Annotated in this window: 12 protein-coding genes and 1 riboswitch; of the genes, 9 read left to right on the top strand and 3 right to left on the bottom strand. The window is 63.1% G+C overall.

What is annotated here, in order from left to right:
• The first annotated feature begins 250 nt into the window (after window positions 1-250).
• The 5 genes from ACCQ08_RS01450 (at window position 251) to ACCQ08_RS01430 (ending at window position 5029) form a co-directional block, all read left to right on the top strand.
• A complete protein-coding gene (locus tag ACCQ08_RS01450) occupies window positions 251-1021 on the top strand; it encodes an ABC transporter ATP-binding protein (RefSeq protein WP_021028573.1) in 771 nt (256 codons plus the stop codon).
• Between the two features lies 1 nt (window position 1022).
• Window positions 1023-1745: an ABC transporter ATP-binding protein gene (locus ACCQ08_RS01445; protein ID WP_312458841.1), complete on the top strand. Its 723-nt coding sequence runs from the start codon at window positions 1023-1025 to the stop codon at window positions 1743-1745.
• A 76-nt stretch (window positions 1746-1821) separates the two neighbouring features.
• Window positions 1822-3018 carry an ABC transporter substrate-binding protein gene (locus ACCQ08_RS01440; RefSeq protein WP_373448648.1) on the top strand — a complete coding sequence of 399 codons (1197 nt, stop codon included), beginning with the start codon at window positions 1822-1824 and terminating at the stop codon, window positions 3016-3018.
• 133 nt (window positions 3019-3151) lie between these two features.
• Window positions 3152-4036: a branched-chain amino acid ABC transporter permease gene (locus ACCQ08_RS01435; RefSeq protein WP_239811301.1), complete on the top strand. Its 885-nt coding sequence runs from the start codon at window positions 3152-3154 to the stop codon at window positions 4034-4036.
• Between the two features lie 9 nt (window positions 4037-4045).
• Complete coding sequence (locus ACCQ08_RS01430; protein ID WP_312409845.1) at window positions 4046-5029, top strand: branched-chain amino acid ABC transporter permease; 984 nt, start codon at window positions 4046-4048, stop codon at window positions 5027-5029.
• Window positions 5030-5104: 75 nt separating this feature from the next.
• Here ACCQ08_RS01430 and ACCQ08_RS01425 read toward each other — a convergent pair whose 3' ends face one another.
• Window positions 5105-6328, bottom strand: a complete 1224-nt coding sequence (locus ACCQ08_RS01425) for an ABC transporter substrate-binding protein (protein ID WP_373448829.1) — start codon at window positions 6326-6328, stop codon at window positions 5105-5107.
• 187 nt (window positions 6329-6515) lie between these two features.
• Window positions 6516-6637, top strand: a riboswitch (TPP riboswitch).
• 298 nt (window positions 6638-6935) lie between these two features.
• Here ACCQ08_RS01425 and thiC point away from each other — a divergent pair.
• Both thiC and ACCQ08_RS01415 read left to right on the top strand, forming a co-directional pair.
• Window positions 6936-8870 (top strand): phosphomethylpyrimidine synthase ThiC, encoded by a 1935-nt coding sequence (gene thiC / locus ACCQ08_RS01420; protein ID WP_373448647.1) that lies wholly within the window; start codon window positions 6936-6938, stop codon window positions 8868-8870.
• A 140-nt stretch (window positions 8871-9010) separates the two neighbouring features.
• Window positions 9011-9676: a nitroreductase gene (locus ACCQ08_RS01415; RefSeq protein WP_312458826.1), complete on the top strand. Its 666-nt coding sequence runs from the start codon at window positions 9011-9013 to the stop codon at window positions 9674-9676.
• Window positions 9677-9694: 18 nt separating this feature from the next.
• Here ACCQ08_RS01415 and ACCQ08_RS01410 read toward each other — a convergent pair whose 3' ends face one another.
• Window positions 9695-10378 (bottom strand): YitT family protein, encoded by a 684-nt coding sequence (locus tag ACCQ08_RS01410; RefSeq protein ID WP_312409836.1) that lies wholly within the window; start codon window positions 10376-10378, stop codon window positions 9695-9697.
• Between the two features lie 163 nt (window positions 10379-10541).
• Window positions 10542-11762: an ABC transporter substrate-binding protein gene (locus tag ACCQ08_RS01405; RefSeq protein ID WP_373448646.1), complete on the bottom strand. Its 1221-nt coding sequence runs from the start codon at window positions 11760-11762 to the stop codon at window positions 10542-10544.
• A 316-nt stretch (window positions 11763-12078) separates the two neighbouring features.
• Between ACCQ08_RS01405 and ACCQ08_RS01400 the strand changes: the two genes are divergently transcribed.
• Both ACCQ08_RS01400 and ACCQ08_RS01395 read left to right on the top strand, forming a co-directional pair.
• Complete coding sequence (locus ACCQ08_RS01400; protein WP_373448645.1) at window positions 12079-15234, top strand: IPTL-CTERM sorting domain-containing protein; 3156 nt, start codon at window positions 12079-12081, stop codon at window positions 15232-15234.
• A gap of 158 nt (window positions 15235-15392) precedes the next feature.
• Entirely contained in the window at window positions 15393-15824 is a 432-nt protein-coding gene (locus ACCQ08_RS01395; protein WP_373448644.1) for a DUF4279 domain-containing protein, read from the top strand.
• Window positions 15825-15830: the final 6 nt, after the last annotated feature.

Below are 15830 nucleotides of genomic sequence, written 5' to 3'. Positions count from 1 at the left end.
GAGGGCAGGGCGTCTGCATTGTCGTCCGTCTTTGATTCTGATGACAAAAAGACGGCCGCTTGTCCCTCAGGCGACTATCAAAAAGTGAGCGCATAAAGCCCACGGGTTAACGCGTACGCAGCCTCACCTACAGGCTTTCCCCAGTGTTGCATCGCAGTATTCTTTCCTAGTATTGGCAGCATCGAAGCGGCGTGCATTTCCAACCCGGAATAGGCGCCGCGCTTTTTTCCAGCGAAGCGGTGCGGTGCCCATGAGTGATGTCATTCTTCAAACCCGAGATCTCACCAAGGAGTTTCGGGGATTCACAGCAGTCAGCAATGTCAATCTGTCGGTGCAGCGGGGCTCGATCCATGCGCTGATCGGCCCCAATGGTGCCGGCAAGACGACATGCTTCAACCTGCTGACCAAGTTCCTGACGCCCACCAAGGGCATCATCCATTTCAACGGCACCGACATCACCAGCGAGGAGCCGGCGCAGATTGCCCGCCGTGGGGTGATCCGTTCGTTCCAGATCTCGGCAGTGTTCCCGCACCTGAGCCTGATGGAGAACGTGCGCATCGCCTTGCAGCGCAAGCTGGGCACGTCCTTCCACTTCTGGAGCAGCGAGCGCACGCTGGACAAGCTCAACGGCCGCGCGGTGGCCTTGCTCGAAGAAGTGGGCCTGGCCCACCTGGCCGACGAGATCACCCTGAACCTGCCCTACGGCCAAAAGCGTGCGCTGGAGATCGCGACCACGTTGGCGATGGAGCCCGAGCTGATGCTGCTTGACGAGCCCACCCAGGGCATGGGCCATGAGGACGTCGAGCGCGTCACCCAGCTGATCAAGAAGGTGTCGGCCGGCCGCACCATCTTGATGGTCGAACACAACATGAAGGTCATCTCGACGATTGCGGACCGCATCACGGTGCTGCAGCGCGGAGCCATCCTGGCCGAGGGCGACTACCAGACGGTGTCGCAGAACCCCCAAGTGATGGAAGCGTATATGGGAACCACCGACGGCCAGCTGCAGGGAGCGCACTGACATGAACGAGAACAATGGAGTGCCAGCCCTGGAGATCAGCGATCTGCACGCCTGGTATGGCGAATCGCATGTGCTGCATGGCGTGAACATGCGCGTGATGCCGGGCGAGGTGGTGACCCTGCTGGGCCGCAATGGCGCAGGCCGCACCTCGACGATGCGTGCCGTCATGGGCCTGACGGGGTCGCGCAAGGGCTCGATCAAGATCCATGGCGTCGAGACCATCCAGATGCCTACGCACAAGATTGCGCATCTGGGCCTGGGTTACTGCCCGGAAGAGCGCGGCATCTTTGCCAGCCTCTCCTGCGAAGAAAACCTGATGCTGCCGCCGGACCTGAAAACCGGCTCGGCCGGCATGTCGGTCGAAGAGATCTACGAGATGTTCCCCAACCTGGCCGAGCGCCGCCACAGCCAGGGCACGCGCCTGTCGGGCGGCGAGCAGCAGATGCTGGCGGTGGCCCGCATCCTGCGCACCGGCGCCAAGCTGCTGCTGCTCGATGAAATCTCCGAGGGCCTGGCACCGGTCATCGTGCAGGCGCTGGCCCGCATGATCGTGAGCCTGCGTACCAAGGGCTACACCGTGGTGATGGTCGAACAGAACTTCCGCTTTGCTGCGCCGCTGGCCGATCGCCTCTATGTGATGGAACACGGCCAGATCGTCGAGCAGTTCAGTGCCGACGAGCTCGAAGGCAAGATGCCTTTGCTCAACACCTTGCTGGGGGTCTAGCCTCCCACTTTTTGCAACGCTGGCACAGCGCAGACTGCCGCCATGAATTGAGAACAGATATTTTTTAGGAGACAAGATGAAAGCAAAGCTCAAAGCCATTGCCCAAGTGGCATGTTTGGTCGCCCTGTCCGCAGGCGCTGCCCAGGCACAGGAAAAGGTGAAGATCGGCTTCATCACGGACATGTCCAGCCTCTACGCCGACGTGGAAGGCAAGAACGGCGCTGTCGCCATCCAGATGGCCATCGACGACTTCGGTGGCAAGGTGCTGGGTCAGCCTATCGAGATGGTCTCGGCCGACCACCAGAACAAGGCCGACATTGCCGCCTCCAAGGCGCGCGAGTGGATCGACACCGCCGGCGTGACGATGCTGTTTGGCGGCACCAACTCCGGCACGGCGCTGGCCGCTGCGAAGGTGGCCCAGGAGAAAAAGCGCGTCTACTTCAACAGCGGCGCGGGCTCGTCGGCGCTGACCAATGAGCAATGCAGCCCCTACACCGTGCACTACGCCTATGACACCGTGGCCCTGGCCAAGGGCACCGGCGGCGCCGTGGTGGACCGTGGTGGCAAGTCCTGGTTCTTCCTGACGGCAGACTACGCATTCGGCCACTCGCTGGAGGCAGATACCTCGGCCGTCATCAAGGCCAAGGGCGGACAGGTCGTCGGCTCGGTGCGCCATCCGCTCAACGCTTCCGATTTCTCGTCCTTCCTGCTGCAGGCGCAAAGCTCCAAGGCCCAGATCCTGGGTCTGGCCAATGCCGGCGGCGACACCATCAATGCCATCAAGGCTGCACGTGAATTCGGCATCAACAAGAGCATGAAGACCGCTGGCTTGCTGGTCTTCCTGTCCGACATCCACAGCATGGGCCTGAAGAACACCGAAGGCCTGCTGCACACCACCAGCTGGTACTGGGACCTGAACGACGAGACACGCAAGTTCGCCGACAAGTTCTTTGCCAAGACCAAGCGCATGCCGACCGATCTGCATGCGGCGGACTACTCGGCCACGATGAACTACCTGAAGGCCGTGGAAGCCGTCAAGACCACCGATGCCGACAAGGTCATGGCGTACCTCAAGAGCACGCCACTGAACGATTTCTACGGCAAGGGTGTCATCCGTCCCGATGGCCGCTACGCGCACGACATGTACCTGGTCGAAGCCAAGTCGCCCGCCGAATCCAAGAAGCCCTGGGATTACCTGAAGGTCCTGTCCACCTTGCCTGCAGACCAGGTCTGGACGACCAAGGCCGAATCCAAGTGCGCGCTCTGGAAGTAAGCACCGCTCACACGTAACCTGCGTCCTTGCCGCCTGCTGCGGCACCCGTCCATCGCTGATGGGCCGGGTGCCAAAAGCAGCATTGGCACGGCGCCAGGCGTGTTGTGTTCATTCACCGACTCGTGAGCCTTTCATGGAAATCTTTGGTATCTCATTACCGGCCTTGATGAGCCAGCTGCTGCTGGGTCTGGTCAATGGCTCGTTCTATGCCATTCTCAGTCTGGGATTGGCCGTGATCTTCGGCCTGCTCAACGTGATCAATTTCGCCCACGGCGCTTTGTTCATGCTGGGGGCCATGTTCACCTGGATGGCGGCCTCCTACTTCCAGATCAACTACTGGGTGATGCTGCTGCTGTCACCGATTCTGGTGGGCATCATCGGGGTGCTGATAGAGCGCTTCCTGCTGCGCCATATCTACAAGCTCGACCACCTCTACGGCCTGCTGCTGACCCTGGGCCTGTCGTTGCTGATCGAAGGTGTGTTCCGCTCGATCTATGGCGTCTCCGGCCTGGGTTACGACACGCCAGAGCTGCTCGAAGGCGCCACCAACGTCGGCGTGATGCTGCTGCCCAACTACCGCATGTGGGTCGTCGCGGCCTCGCTGGTCGTCTGCTTTGCCACCTGGTTCGTGATCGAGAAAACCCGCCTGGGTGCCTACCTGCGCGCCGGCACCGAGAACCCCCGTCTGGTCGAGGCCTTCGGTGTCAACGTGCCGCTGATGATCATGCTGACCTATGCCTTTGGCGTGGGCCTGGCCGCCTTTGCCGGCGTGCTGGCCGCTCCGGTCTACCAGGTCACGCCGCTGATGGGACAGAACCTGATCATCACTGTGTTCGCGGTGGTCGTGATCGGTGGCATGGGCTCCATCATGGGCGCCATCATCACCGGTCTGGCACTGGGCGTGATCGAAGGGCTGACCAAGGTCTTCTACCCGGAGGCCTCGGCCACCGTCGTGTTTGTGATCATGGTCATCGTGCTGCTGGTACGCCCGGCTGGCCTGTTTGGCAAAGCGAAGTGAGGTGAGGGGATGAATTCCAAGAAGTTTGCCAAACTGGGATACGGCTTGCTGCTGCTCGGCCTGATTGCGGCGCCGTTCATGGGGGCCTACCCGGTGTTCGTGATGAAGCTGATGTGCTTTGCACTGTTTGCCTGCGCCTTCAATCTGCTGCTGGGCTACACCGGTCTGCTGTCCTTTGGCCATGCCGCCTTCTTTGGTGGCGCGGCCTATGTCACCGGCCATGCGATCAAGGTCTGGCACCTGACGCCGGAGCTGGGCATTTTGTTCGGTGTGGTGTTCGGCGCATTGCTGGGCGTGGTGTTCGGCTGGCTGGCCATTCGCCGCCAGGGGATTTATTTCTCGATGATCACGTTGGCGCTCGCACAGATGCTGTTCTTCGCCTGCCTGCAAATGCCCTTTACCGGGGGTGAGGACGGCCTGCAGGCGGTACCGCGCGGCAAGCTGTTTGGCCTGCTGAGCCTGGAGAGCGACTGGACGATGTACTACGTGGCGCTGGTCATCGTGGTGCTGGCCTTCCTGCTGATCATGCGCACGGTGCATTCGCCTTTCGGCCAGGTGCTCAAGGCCCTGAAAGAGAACGAGCCACGTGCCATCTCGCTGGGCTACGACGTCAACCGCTTCAAGCTGCTGGCCTTTGTCATCTCGGCCGCGCTGGCTGGCCTGGCGGGCTCGCTCAAGACGGTGGTGCTGGGCTTCGCCACGTTGACGGACGTGCACTGGACGGCATCCGGCCAGGTCATCCTGATGACCTTGGTGGGCGGCCTGGGCCTGCTGTCCGGCCCGATCGTCGGCTCGGCGGTGATCGTCGCGCTGGAGAACAAAATCGGCGATATCGGCACCTGGCTGTCGCGCTTGACGGGCGTCGAATGGTTCAACACCTTGGGTGAGTCGGTGACGATCGTGACCGGCCTGATTTTTGTGATCTGTGTGCTGGCATTCCGCCGCGGCATCATGGGCGAGTTGATCGCCTTCATGGACCGCAAGAAGAAATAGCGGAGGGTCGCAGACCCGCCCAAGTCAAAGGCCTGCATTGCGCAGGCCTTTGTTTTTGGGCAGGGGCGGGAAGATTTACTTCCAGAGCTTGCAGGTGCTTTCGGCCTTGGTGGTCCAGACCTCATCGGGGCTGAGCGTCTTGAGCACCTTAAAATAATCCCAGGCGCCTTTGGATTCGGCCGGGGTCTTCACCTGCATCAGGTACATCTCATGCGCATAGCGGCCATCGGGGCGGACAACGCCCTTGGCGTAGAAGTCAGACAGGGGCTCGGCCTTCAGCGCAGCCACCACCTTGTCCGAATCGGTCGACTTGATGCGGTCCGCTGTCTTCAGGTAAGTCATCATCGCCGAGTAATCGGCCGCCTGCAGCGAGGTCGGCATCTTCTTGAATTTCTCGAAGAAGCGGTCCGAGAACTTGCGGCTCTCGGGATTCAAATCCCAATGCCAGCTGTCGGTGAACATCAGGCCTTCAGTCTGCTTGAGCCCCAGGCTGTGGATGTCCGAGCTGAACAGCAGCAGGCCAGCCAGCTTCATGGTCTTGGTGACACCAAACTCGCGCGCAGCCTTGATGGTGTTGATGGTGTCGCCGCCAGCGTTGGCCATGGCCAGAATCTGCGCCTTGGAGTTCTGCGCCTGCAGCAGGAAGGATGAGAAATCCGAGGCATTGATCGGGTGGCGCACGGCGCCCACCACGCGGCCGCCGGCGGCCTTGATGACCTTGGTGGTATCGGCCTCCAGCGCATGGCCAAAGGCGTAGTCGGCCGTCAGGAAGAACCAGTCCTTGTCGCCCAGGCCCACAATCGCGCCGCCCGTGCCCTTGGCCAGTGCCACGGTGTCGTAGGCGTAGTGCACGGTGTAGGGGCTGCACTGGTCGTTGGTCAGCGCCGAGGTGCCCGAGCCGTTCACGATGATGAGGCGCTTTTTCTCCTCGGCCACCTTGGCCATCGCCAGGCCGGTGATGGAGGTGGTTCCGCCCACCAGCATCTGCATATCGCGCTGGTCGAACCATTCGCGGGCCTTCGATGCGGCCAGGTCGGCCTTGTTCTGGTGGTCGGCCACCATCAGCTCCACCGGCTTGCCCAGCAGCTTGCCGCCAAAGTCGTCAATCGCCATCTGCAAGGCCAGGGCCCCGCCCTTGCCATCGACATCGGCGTAGACGCTGGACATGTCGGTGATGAAGCCGATCCGCACCTTGTCTTGCGCCAGCGCGCCTTGGCTAAGCAGGGCCAGCACGCAGCCAGCGGCAGCGGCCGCAATCGCTCGTCGCCGGTGCGGCCGGGCAGAACGCAAAGAGGGCATTGCAGGAACTTGCATCGGGAGGTCTCCTTGTTCAAATGGACATGCGTACAGCGTGACGGCCAGGTGCGGCGCACCGGTGGGCGGCTGCGCCCCGATGGTTGCAGGCTGCTTCGCGCGCGCCTACTGGGGTAAGCACCAGAGCGCGGCAAAAACGCCTCTGCAGGCGCGGCACGAACCGGCTATACTGCTCGCAGCTCCGGGGTGTGCGAAAGCGCTGAGATGCGAAAGGCAGTTGCAAGACTGCTGATTAGCGAACCCGACGAACTTGATCCGGTTCATGCCGGCGGAAGAAGAGCGGGACCCTGAAAGCACAGCGGTGGAAGGCAGGCAGCGTTGCATGGCACGCGCTTGCAGCCCTCCGCCACGCACACCCCAGGCGCCTCGCGCACTGGGGTTTTGTCTTTTTTGGGGACGGCACCTGTCAGCGCGCAACAGGTGCCGCCATGGCCACCCCACAGCGGCCCTGGCGCAACGCACAGTACGGCCGGGCCGGGGTGCAGTCGATGGGCGTGTTGCGGCCAGGCAGCCATGCCTGGCGTGTTGCAACAGAGCAGGGCCGGCACGTCCCGGAGCGTTCGATGAAATCAACCGCTTTGAGGAGACTGCCATGAACGCCCCTGAGTCCCTGTTCATCCCCGCCACCGGTGATGCCCCCGATGCCGCCCGCTTTAGCGAACTGCTGGCCCGATCGCGCCAGCCTTTTCCTGCGTCGACCAAATCCTACCTGCCCGGTGCCATCCACCCGCAGCTGCAGGTGCCGGTGCGCGATATTGCACTGACCAACGGCGAGCAGGTCAGCGTCTACGACACCTCCGGCCCCTATACCGACCCGGCCGTGGCCATCGATGTGCGCCAGGGCCTGCCCGCGCTGCGCGCCGAATGGATTGCCGCGCGCGCTGACAGCGAATACTACGTGGGGCGCCCGCGTGTGGCCCTCGACGATGGCGGCAAGCGCGGCGAAGAAGACCTGCGCGTGGCCCAACTGCGTGCCGAGGCCGCCGCACTGCAGCGCCAGCCGCGCCGCGCCAAGAGCGGCGCCAACGTGACCCAGATGCACTATGCACGCAAGGGCATCATCACCCCCGAGATGGAATACGTCGCGCTGCGCGAGAACGGCCGCCGCGAATGGATGGCCGAGTACCAGCGCGATGCCGCGCGCGAAGCCCGCCTGGCGGGCAACAGCCTGGGCGCGGCGATCCCCAAGATCATCACGCCGGAGTTTGTGCGCGACGAGGTGGCGCGGGGCCGGGCCATCATCCCGGCCAACATCAACCACCCCGAGATCGAGCCGATGGCCATTGGCCGCAACTTCAAGGTCAAGATCAATGCCAACATCGGCAACTCGGCGGTGACCTCCAGCATCGAGGAAGAGGTCGAGAAACTGGTCTGGGCCATCCGCTGGGGGGCCGACAATGTGATGGACCTGTCTACCGGCAAGAACATCCACACCACGCGCGACTGGATCGTGCGCAATTCGCCAGTGCCGATTGGCACCGTGCCGATCTACCAGGCGCTGGAGAAGGTGGGCGGCATTGCCGAGGACCTGACCTGGGAGATCTTCCGCGACACGCTGGTGGAGCAGGCCGAGCAGGGCGTGGACTATTTCACGATCCATGCCGGCGTGCGCCTGGCCTATATCCACCTGACGGCCCAGCGCCGCACCGGCATTGTCTCGCGCGGCGGCTCCATCATGGCCAAGTGGTGCATGGCCCACCACCGCGAGAGCTTTCTCTACGAGCATTTCGAAGACATCTGCGACATCATGAAGCAGTACGACGTGAGCTTTTCGCTGGGCGATGGCCTGCGCCCGGGCTGCGCCTCGGACGCCAATGACGAAGCGCAGTTTGCCGAGCTGGCGACGCTGGGCGAGCTGACCCAGCTGGCCTGGAAGCACGATGTGCAGACCATGATCGAAGGCCCGGGCCATGTGCCGATGCACATGATCCAGGCGAACATGACCGAGCAGCTCAAGCACTGCCACGAGGCGCCGTTCTACACCCTGGGCCCGCTGACCATCGACATCGCGCCGGGCTACGACCATATCGCCAGTGCCATTGGTGCGGCCATGATCGGCTGGTTTGGCACCGCCATGCTCTGCTATGTGACGCCGAAGGAGCATCTGGGCCTGCCCGACCGCGATGACGTCAAGCAAGGCATCATTGCCTACAAGATTGCCGCGCATGCGGCCGATGTGGCCAAGGGCCACCCCGGAGCGCGCGCGCGTGACGATGCATTGAGCCAGGCGCGTTTCGATTTCCGCTGGGAGGACCAGTTCAACCTGGGGCTGGACCCGGACACGGCCCGCGCCTTCCATGACGAAACCCTGCCCAAGGACAGTGCCAAGGTGGCGCATTTCTGCTCCATGTGCGGTCCCAAGTTCTGCTCGATGAAGATCACGCAGGAGGTGCGCGAGTTCGCCAAGCACCAGGGCGTGGCCGAGGAGCAGGGCATTGCGTTGGGCATGCAGGCGAAGGCCGAGGAGTTCAACCGGGCAGGGGGTGATTTCTACATCCCGATCGCCAGCGACACCACGGCCAGGTAAGGGCAGGCAGCGCTTGACGCACAATGCGGCCGCCACCCGGCGGCCGCATTGGCGCGTCGGTGTCAGCGATGTTTGCTGCGCTGCACTAAACTTCGGGCTGCAATGTGTCAGCCCCGTTCCACGCCAGAAAGCCCTTTGCCATGAACGTTACGCAAGCCATGAAAGAGCGCCGCTCCGTGCGCGCCTTTTTGCCCAAAGCACCGTCTGCCCAGGCAGTCCACAGCCTGATTGCCGACGCGGCGCAGGCGGCATCGGGCGGTAATCTGCAGCCCTGGCGGGTGGTGGCGCTGGCGGGCCATGCCTTGCAGGAGCTGACCGATGCGATCGCGGATGCGCAGCCGCTGCCCGAGGGCGGCAACAACTACACCTACCCGCCCAATCTCTGGGAGCCGTACCGCACGCGCCGCTTCAAGAATGGCGAGGACCTGTACAAGACCATCGACATTCCGCGCGAGGACAAGGCCGCGCGCCTGGAGCAGCTGGCCAAGAATGGCCGTTTCTTTGGTGCGCCGGTGGGTCTGCTGGTGTTTGCCGACGAGCGCATGGGCTATGCGCAGTGGGTGGACCTGGGCATTTACCTGCAGTCCCTGATGCTGCTGGCCACCGAGCGCGGCCTGGCCACCTGTGCCCAGGGCTACTGGCGCCGCTATGGTGACACCGTGGAGCGGGTGCTCAAGGCCCCTGAGCCTTACAAGGTGGCCTATGGTATTGCGCTGGGGTACGAAGACCCGTTTGCGCCGATCAACAGCCTGCGTGCCGACCGCGCGCCCTTTGGCGACTGGGCGCAGATGCGCGGGTTTGACTAAGGCTTTTCGACCACGGGGTCAGACCGCGATATAGCGGTCCTTGCGGTGGTTCATCGCCACGATCAGGTTCAGGATCACCGCCCCGGCTATCGACCAGGCGACCGACACGGCCGGCACCAGCCACAGCGCAAAGGCCACAATGGTGCAGTCCAGCCCCATCTGCACCTTGCCAGCCGACCAGCCTCGGCGCTCCTGCAGGTAGAGTGCCAGAATGCCGAAGCCGCCCAGGCTGACGCGGTGGCGGAAAAGAATCAAAAAGCCCGTGCCGAGCAGCACACCGCCGAGAATGGCCGCCAGTGGCTGGGACACATAAGCGATGGACAGCAGCGCCGGCAGCAGCCCGGTGAGCCAGGACGTGGCCACCACCGCGATAAAGGTCTTGACTACGAAAGCGGTGCCCATGCGCTTGGCCGCCAGCCAGTAGAAGGGCAGGTTCAGGCAGAAGAACAGCAGGCCCAGATCCGTGCCGGTGGCGTAGTGCCCCAGCAGCGCAATACCGGCAATGCCGCCCGTCAGCAGCCCCGCGCTTTTGTACAGCACCAAGGCGGTGGAGATTAGCAAGATGCCGACCGCCATCGCGATGCCATCCTCCAGCCAGGAATGGCCGGAGGAGCCGGTCTTGAGTGCCCAGCGGAATTTGCCGGAGGTCAGTTGGGTCACGCGCGCAAAGCCTGCGCTGGCGGAGAGGCGGTATCGGGTCATGGGGAAAGGGCAAGCAAGAGTCCTGCCAGCTTGGGCGCCGTGCATGCGCCCCAGGCCCTGGCAAAGGCGGGATAGCCCTGCAATATAGGGCTAACCCTTATCCCTCAGACCTTGCCAAGGATTGGCGCAGCCCGGCTGCGGGCTGCCTCCTCGGTTCAGAGGCTCACTTCCAGATTGGGCACTGGGCCTCTTGCTTGCTGGCAAACAGCGTATCGCCCGGCAAGGCCTTGATCAGCTTGAACGCGTCATGCTTGCCCTTGGACTCTTCGGGCGTCTTGACCTGCAGCAGGTACATGTCGTGCACATAGCGGCCGTTGGGCTCGATCTTGCCCTTGCCGAACATGTCGTTCAGCGGCATCGATTTGAGGGTCTGCATCACCTTGTCGGCATCCAGGCTCTGCGCCTTTTCCACGGCCTTGAAGTAGCTCATCGCCGAGGAGTAGTCGGAGGCCTGCAGCGAGGTGGGCATCTTCTTGGTGCGGGCGTAGTAGCGGTCGGTCCAGGCACGGGCTTCGGGCGAGCGGTCCCAGTACCAGCTGTCGGTGAACATCAGGCCACCGGCGAGCTTGAGGCCCAGGCTCTCGACCTCGTTGGCGAACACCATCAGCGCCACCGGCTTCATCTTGGGCGTGACGCCAAACTCCCGCGCGGCCTTGAGCGAGTTCATGAAGTCGCCACCCGCATTGGCCAGGCCCAGGATCTCGGCCTTGCTGGCCTGCACCTGCACGAGGTAGGACGAAAAATCATTCGCATGGAAAGGCGCACGCACCGATTTGACGATCTGGCCGCCCTGGGCCTGCACCACCTGGGTCACATCGGCCTCCAAGGTGTGGCCAAAGGTGTAATCGGCCACCAGCAGCGCCCAGGTCTTGGCGCCTTGCTCGGACACCGCCCGGCCCGTGCCGCGCGCAATCGCCGTGGTGTCGCTGTTGTAGTGCACCCAGTACGGCGAGCACTGGCTGCCCGTCAGGTTCGAGGAGTAGGCGCCGTTGATCAGCAGCACGCGTTTTTTCTCATTGGCCACCTGGCCCATGGCCAGCGCTGTCGCGGTGTTGGTGCCGGCAATCAGCAGCTGCACATCCTGGGTGTCGACCCATTCGCGCGACTTGGTCGAGGCGATATCGGCCTTGTTCTGGTGGTCGGCTGACAGCAGCTCGATCGGCCGGCCCAGCAGCTTGCCGCCAAAGTCCTCGATGGCCATCTGGATGGCGGTCACGCCGCCCTTGCCATCGCCGTCCGAATACTGGCTGGACATATCGGTCAGAAAACCCAGGCGCACGGGGGCGGGTGCCTGTGCATGGGCAACGCCGGCAATGGCGCTGCAAGCCAGCGCGCAGGCGCTGAAAGCATGTACGCGGCGGTGCTGGGAAAAGGGCTGGGGCATGTTGACTCCTTTGTTATGTGGCTTGCCTGGGTTCAGCAAAGCCCATGCTAAGAGCAGATGCTGCCAGGCGACAGCGGGCAAACCGCCCAAGCACACGGCGTCTGTCACCCACGTTACCGAGCCCGTGGCGCCGAAGCGCATTTAATAAATAGATAAATAAAAACAAATTCCAAATAATAAACAGAGATTTCGGCCCAGGAGACACGCTCAGATGCAGAGGGGAAGTCACGTTTTTTCATCAGGCTGTCACCTGCAGTTGCAACACTTCCGCCTTTCTTTTGGGAACCCTATGCGACGCTTACCCCTTGTGGCCGCCATGGCCTCTTTGCTGATCCTCACGACACACACTACGCGAGCGGCCGACCAGGCCACCCATACCCCCGCACGGCAGGCGCTGGAAGCCAAGCTGGCTGCTGCCGATCCCCAGGGCCAGGTCTACGTCGAGCATGTCTTCAACGACACGGCTGCGACCACCCTGCCTGCGGGCTGGCGCACCGCTGCATGGAACAAGGGCACGGCCTCCATCGAGGCCAGCACCGGCAATCTGCTGATCAATGGCAAGGCGGACAGCACTGCGATGACTGCCGTGCTGCTGCCTGCGGAGTTCGAGAACCTCTCCAACTACCGTGTGGACATGGCGTTCAGCTTCGAGCAGCCGAACAACTCGGCCCGTTGGGGCAGCGTGATGTACCGCACGTCGCCGTCCAGCGCGACGCCGGCGCATGAGCCCTACTACCAGTTCGCGATCCGCCAGACCGCCACTGCCAACAACGGCACGGAGTTTGCGTACCGCAGTGGTGGTGGCTGGTCGGTGCAGGGCACCAAGCCCTATACCGAGGCCATCAGTGCCACCAAGACCTACGTCGCCAGCGTGGTGGTGCATGGCAAGCGCGTGCGCCAATACCTCGATGGCGTGCTGTTGCACGATGCCCTGCTGAGCGCAGACCTGGCCAAGGGCGGGATCGGCATGCAGACCGCAGGCCTGATCATGCGCGTCAAGAGCATCAAGGTGACCGAGCAGATCACGCCGCTGCCCGAGTTGGACATGCCCGTGGTGGTGCAGGACGCTGGCAGCCCTGCTGCAATGGCACCTACCCTCGTGCAGGCCGCAGAAGGCCTGCAATCGCTGGACGGCAGCGGCGCCAGCAATGCACTGTGGACGCTGGACAGCAGCCTGCATCTGCGCGATGCCAGCGGGGCCGACGTGGGCACGCTCGCCGCCTACTTTGCCCAGCCCAAGCGCAATACCATCCCGCTGCTGCGCATCCAGGACGAGGCCACCTTGAACGCGTTGGTGACCTTCTCCGACCAGGTGCACAATCTGGCCGACCTGACCTTGTTGTCCAGCGATGTGGCGCTGCTCAAGCAAGCCCGTGCCGCGTTGCCCAAGCTGCGCACTGCGGTGGATTTCAGCGAGCGCAATCTGACCACGTCCAAGGCCGATCTGCTGACCATTGTGGGCGATACCAACCGGGCAGGCGCCAAGATCGCCATCCTGCCCGAGCGCCTGACCGACCGCGCATTCGTAGCCCATCTGCAGCGCCTGCTGATCACGGTGTGGACCAATGCCGAGGCTGCAACGCCTGAGCAAGCGGCGAAGGTGCTGGTCAGCGGTGTCAATGGCGTCGTCTCTGCCAACAGCGCGGCCTATGCCGAGGTGCTGCGCAAGCTGCCTGCCAACACCTTGCTGCGCAAGCCGCTGGTGATCGGCCACCGAGGCATGCCCAGCCGCGAGGACGAGAACACGCTGGAGAGCGCCAAGGCGGCGGTGGCGGTGGGAGCCGATGCCGTGGAGAACGACATCTACATCACCACCGACGACCACCTGGTCATCATGCATGACGACACCGTGGACCGCACCACCAATGGCACGGGCACCATCGAGAGCATGACCCTGGCACAGGTCAAGGCCCTTGCCAGCAAGACCAAGGGCTACCAGGTGCCCACGATGCGTGAGTACTTCCAGGCGTTCAAGAACGATCCCATCACCCATGTGATCGAGCTCAAGAGCAGCAACCCGCGTATCATTGCCCAGCTCAAGAAGGAAATGGCCGAAGAGGGCGTGGCGGACCAGTCTGTGGCCATCTCCTTCATTGCCGACCAACTCAAGCGCAGCGGCGAGCAGATGCCCGAGCTGACGGGGGGCTTCCTCAACAGCATTGCCGACAGCGCCGATGTGCCCGCCAGCGTGCGCAATGTGCTGGAGGCCACACAGGCCAACTCCTCCACCTTCAATCCCAGCTACGGCGCCATTCGCCAAAGCACGATGGAAGCGGCCAAGCACCGTGGCGTGACCTTCTGGCCCTGGACGGTGAACGACCCGGCCACCTTCTACAAGTACTACAGCTGGGGAACCCATGGCATCACCACCAACGATGCCTACCTGGCCAGCAACTTCCCGGTCGAGATCGCAGCCAAGCCGCAAACTGCTGCGCTGGCTTTGAATGTGCCACTGAGCCTGGGTGTGACCCTGACCACCCAGCTGCGCGCACAGCGCGATGCCGTTGCCACGGAGCTGGTCTACCTGGGCGGCACTGCGACCGCGGTACCCGGTAGCAATGGGGCGCTCAGCTTCAGCAGTGCCGGCACCGCCATCGTCATGCCCGGCTACCGCCACCAGATGGATGCCACCTATAGCTACGTGATCATGGGCCAACCGGTGACCCTGGTGGTGGGCGACGGCAGCGACGGCGTGGTAGGCACCCCCAATGCACCGGCAGCCGGCCAGGTGAGCTGCAGCAGCGCGGTGCCCGGCCAGACCAGCACCTGCGCGGTCGTGCCCCAACCCGGCTACCAGCTGGTGGGCCTGGCTGCAGACAGCAGCTGCCCGGCAGGCCAATGGAATGCCGATCAAACGGCCTACACCACCGGCACGATCTCCGCGCAATGCCAGCTACGCTTTGACTTTGAAGCCAAGCCCGCCAGCGCATCCTTGGCGCCTGTCGGCAAGCAAGGCGAGATGCAAGCCACCGTGCGCGGCGGCGGCACCGGTCTCTGGGCCTTCGATGCCGGGCAAGCGGTGGCCGTGAGCCCTGCAGCAGCGGCGCCCAGCGGCGTGAGCTTTCCGTTTGGCGTCGTCAGCCTGCAGCTGACCGGCGGCCAGGCAGGGCAGAGCGCCACGGTGGAGATGACCTACCCGCAGGCCTTGCCCGCCAACGCCAAGTACTACAAGTACGGCAAGACCGCCGACAACAACCAGCCCCACTGGTATGTCTATCCGAATGCCAGCATCAGCGGCAACAAGGTGGTCCTGACCCTGACCGACGGCCAGACCGGCGATGACGATCTGCAGGCCAACGGCGTCATCCGCGATCCGGGCGGTGTGGCCGTGCTGGCGGAGGACCCCGGCACACCTGGCACCCCTGGCGCTACCGCCACCCCCGTGCCTACCTTGGGCCATGCAGCACTCGCGCTGCTGTCGGGCGGCCTGGGGCTGCTGGCCTGGCGCCGCAAGCGCGAGGGGCAGGTTTGATCTAGTGCTATGGTCTTGGATAGGTAGTTGACCGCCAGTGGTGCCTTGGGGTGCCCTGGCGGTTTTTGCAAGCGCAGGTATGGTGCAGTGCTTCAGCGCACTTCCGATGCATCGCAAATTCGGCTAGATTGCTTATTGATTTCGATGATTGGCATCCGATGCAACTTTATTCCTTCAGGCTGTATTTTCGAATTTGGCATCCAGGCATTGACCCGCAGATAGTCACCAAAACACTGGGGCTGGAGCCGATGCATTTCTGCATGGCGGGGCAACCCCGCAAAACGCCCAAGGGGCGTCTTCTTGGTGGCATTCATGCTGAAAGTTACTGGAGTGCGGACCCATTCAGCCGAGGCGAATATATGTCCTCCGACGATGCTGCTGAGGATGCACTTTCTGCAGTGCTTGAACTGCTGCGTCCGCACAAGAACTTTCTGCTTCTGTTGCAGGGTCAAGGTGGGCGCTTGGTGTTGCAGGTCAGTAGCTTCAGCGCGCGCAACTACGCCATCGTGTTGCCGCCCGATTTGCTTGTAGAGCTGGCCGAGCTGGGTATCAGCCTGGCCCATGACGTGTACCCCTATCCGCAGAGGTGATAGCGC

The organism is Comamonas sp. SY3 (assembly GCF_041730275.1).
In the GTDB taxonomy this organism is placed as follows: Bacteria; Pseudomonadota; Gammaproteobacteria; order Burkholderiales; family Burkholderiaceae_C; genus Comamonas; species Comamonas sediminis.
Note: the sequence above shows the minus strand (reverse complement) of the source record. Positions and strands in the feature narration are given on the sequence as shown.

What these genes read in the sequence shown, in the direction of transcription:
- ACCQ08_RS01445 (WP_312458841.1), top strand. Translation starts at nt 1,023, where the DNA reads ATGAACGAGAACAATGGAGTGCCAGCCCTGGAGATCAGCGATCTGCAC.
- ACCQ08_RS01425 (WP_373448829.1), bottom strand. Translation starts at nt 6,328, where the DNA reads ATGCCCTCTTTGCGTTCTGCCCGGCCGCACCGGCGACGAGCGATTGCG.
- ACCQ08_RS01450 (WP_021028573.1), top strand. Translation starts at nt 251, where the DNA reads ATGAGTGATGTCATTCTTCAAACCCGAGATCTCACCAAGGAGTTTCGG.
- ACCQ08_RS01400 (WP_373448645.1), top strand. Translation starts at nt 12,079, where the DNA reads ATGGCCTCTTTGCTGATCCTCACGACACACACTACGCGAGCGGCCGAC.
- ACCQ08_RS01405 (WP_373448646.1), bottom strand. Translation starts at nt 11,762, where the DNA reads ATGCCCCAGCCCTTTTCCCAGCACCGCCGCGTACATGCTTTCAGCGCC.
- ACCQ08_RS01415 (WP_312458826.1), top strand. Translation starts at nt 9,011, where the DNA reads ATGAACGTTACGCAAGCCATGAAAGAGCGCCGCTCCGTGCGCGCCTTT.
- ACCQ08_RS01395 (WP_373448644.1), top strand. Translation starts at nt 15,393, where the DNA reads ATGCAACTTTATTCCTTCAGGCTGTATTTTCGAATTTGGCATCCAGGC.
- ACCQ08_RS01440 (WP_373448648.1), top strand. Translation starts at nt 1,822, where the DNA reads ATGAAAGCAAAGCTCAAAGCCATTGCCCAAGTGGCATGTTTGGTCGCC.
- ACCQ08_RS01430 (WP_312409845.1), top strand. Translation starts at nt 4,046, where the DNA reads ATGAATTCCAAGAAGTTTGCCAAACTGGGATACGGCTTGCTGCTGCTC.
- ACCQ08_RS01435 (WP_239811301.1), top strand. Translation starts at nt 3,152, where the DNA reads ATGGAAATCTTTGGTATCTCATTACCGGCCTTGATGAGCCAGCTGCTG.
- ACCQ08_RS01410 (WP_312409836.1), bottom strand. Translation starts at nt 10,378, where the DNA reads ATGACCCGATACCGCCTCTCCGCCAGCGCAGGCTTTGCGCGCGTGACC.
- thiC (WP_373448647.1), top strand. Translation starts at nt 6,936, where the DNA reads ATGAACGCCCCTGAGTCCCTGTTCATCCCCGCCACCGGTGATGCCCCC.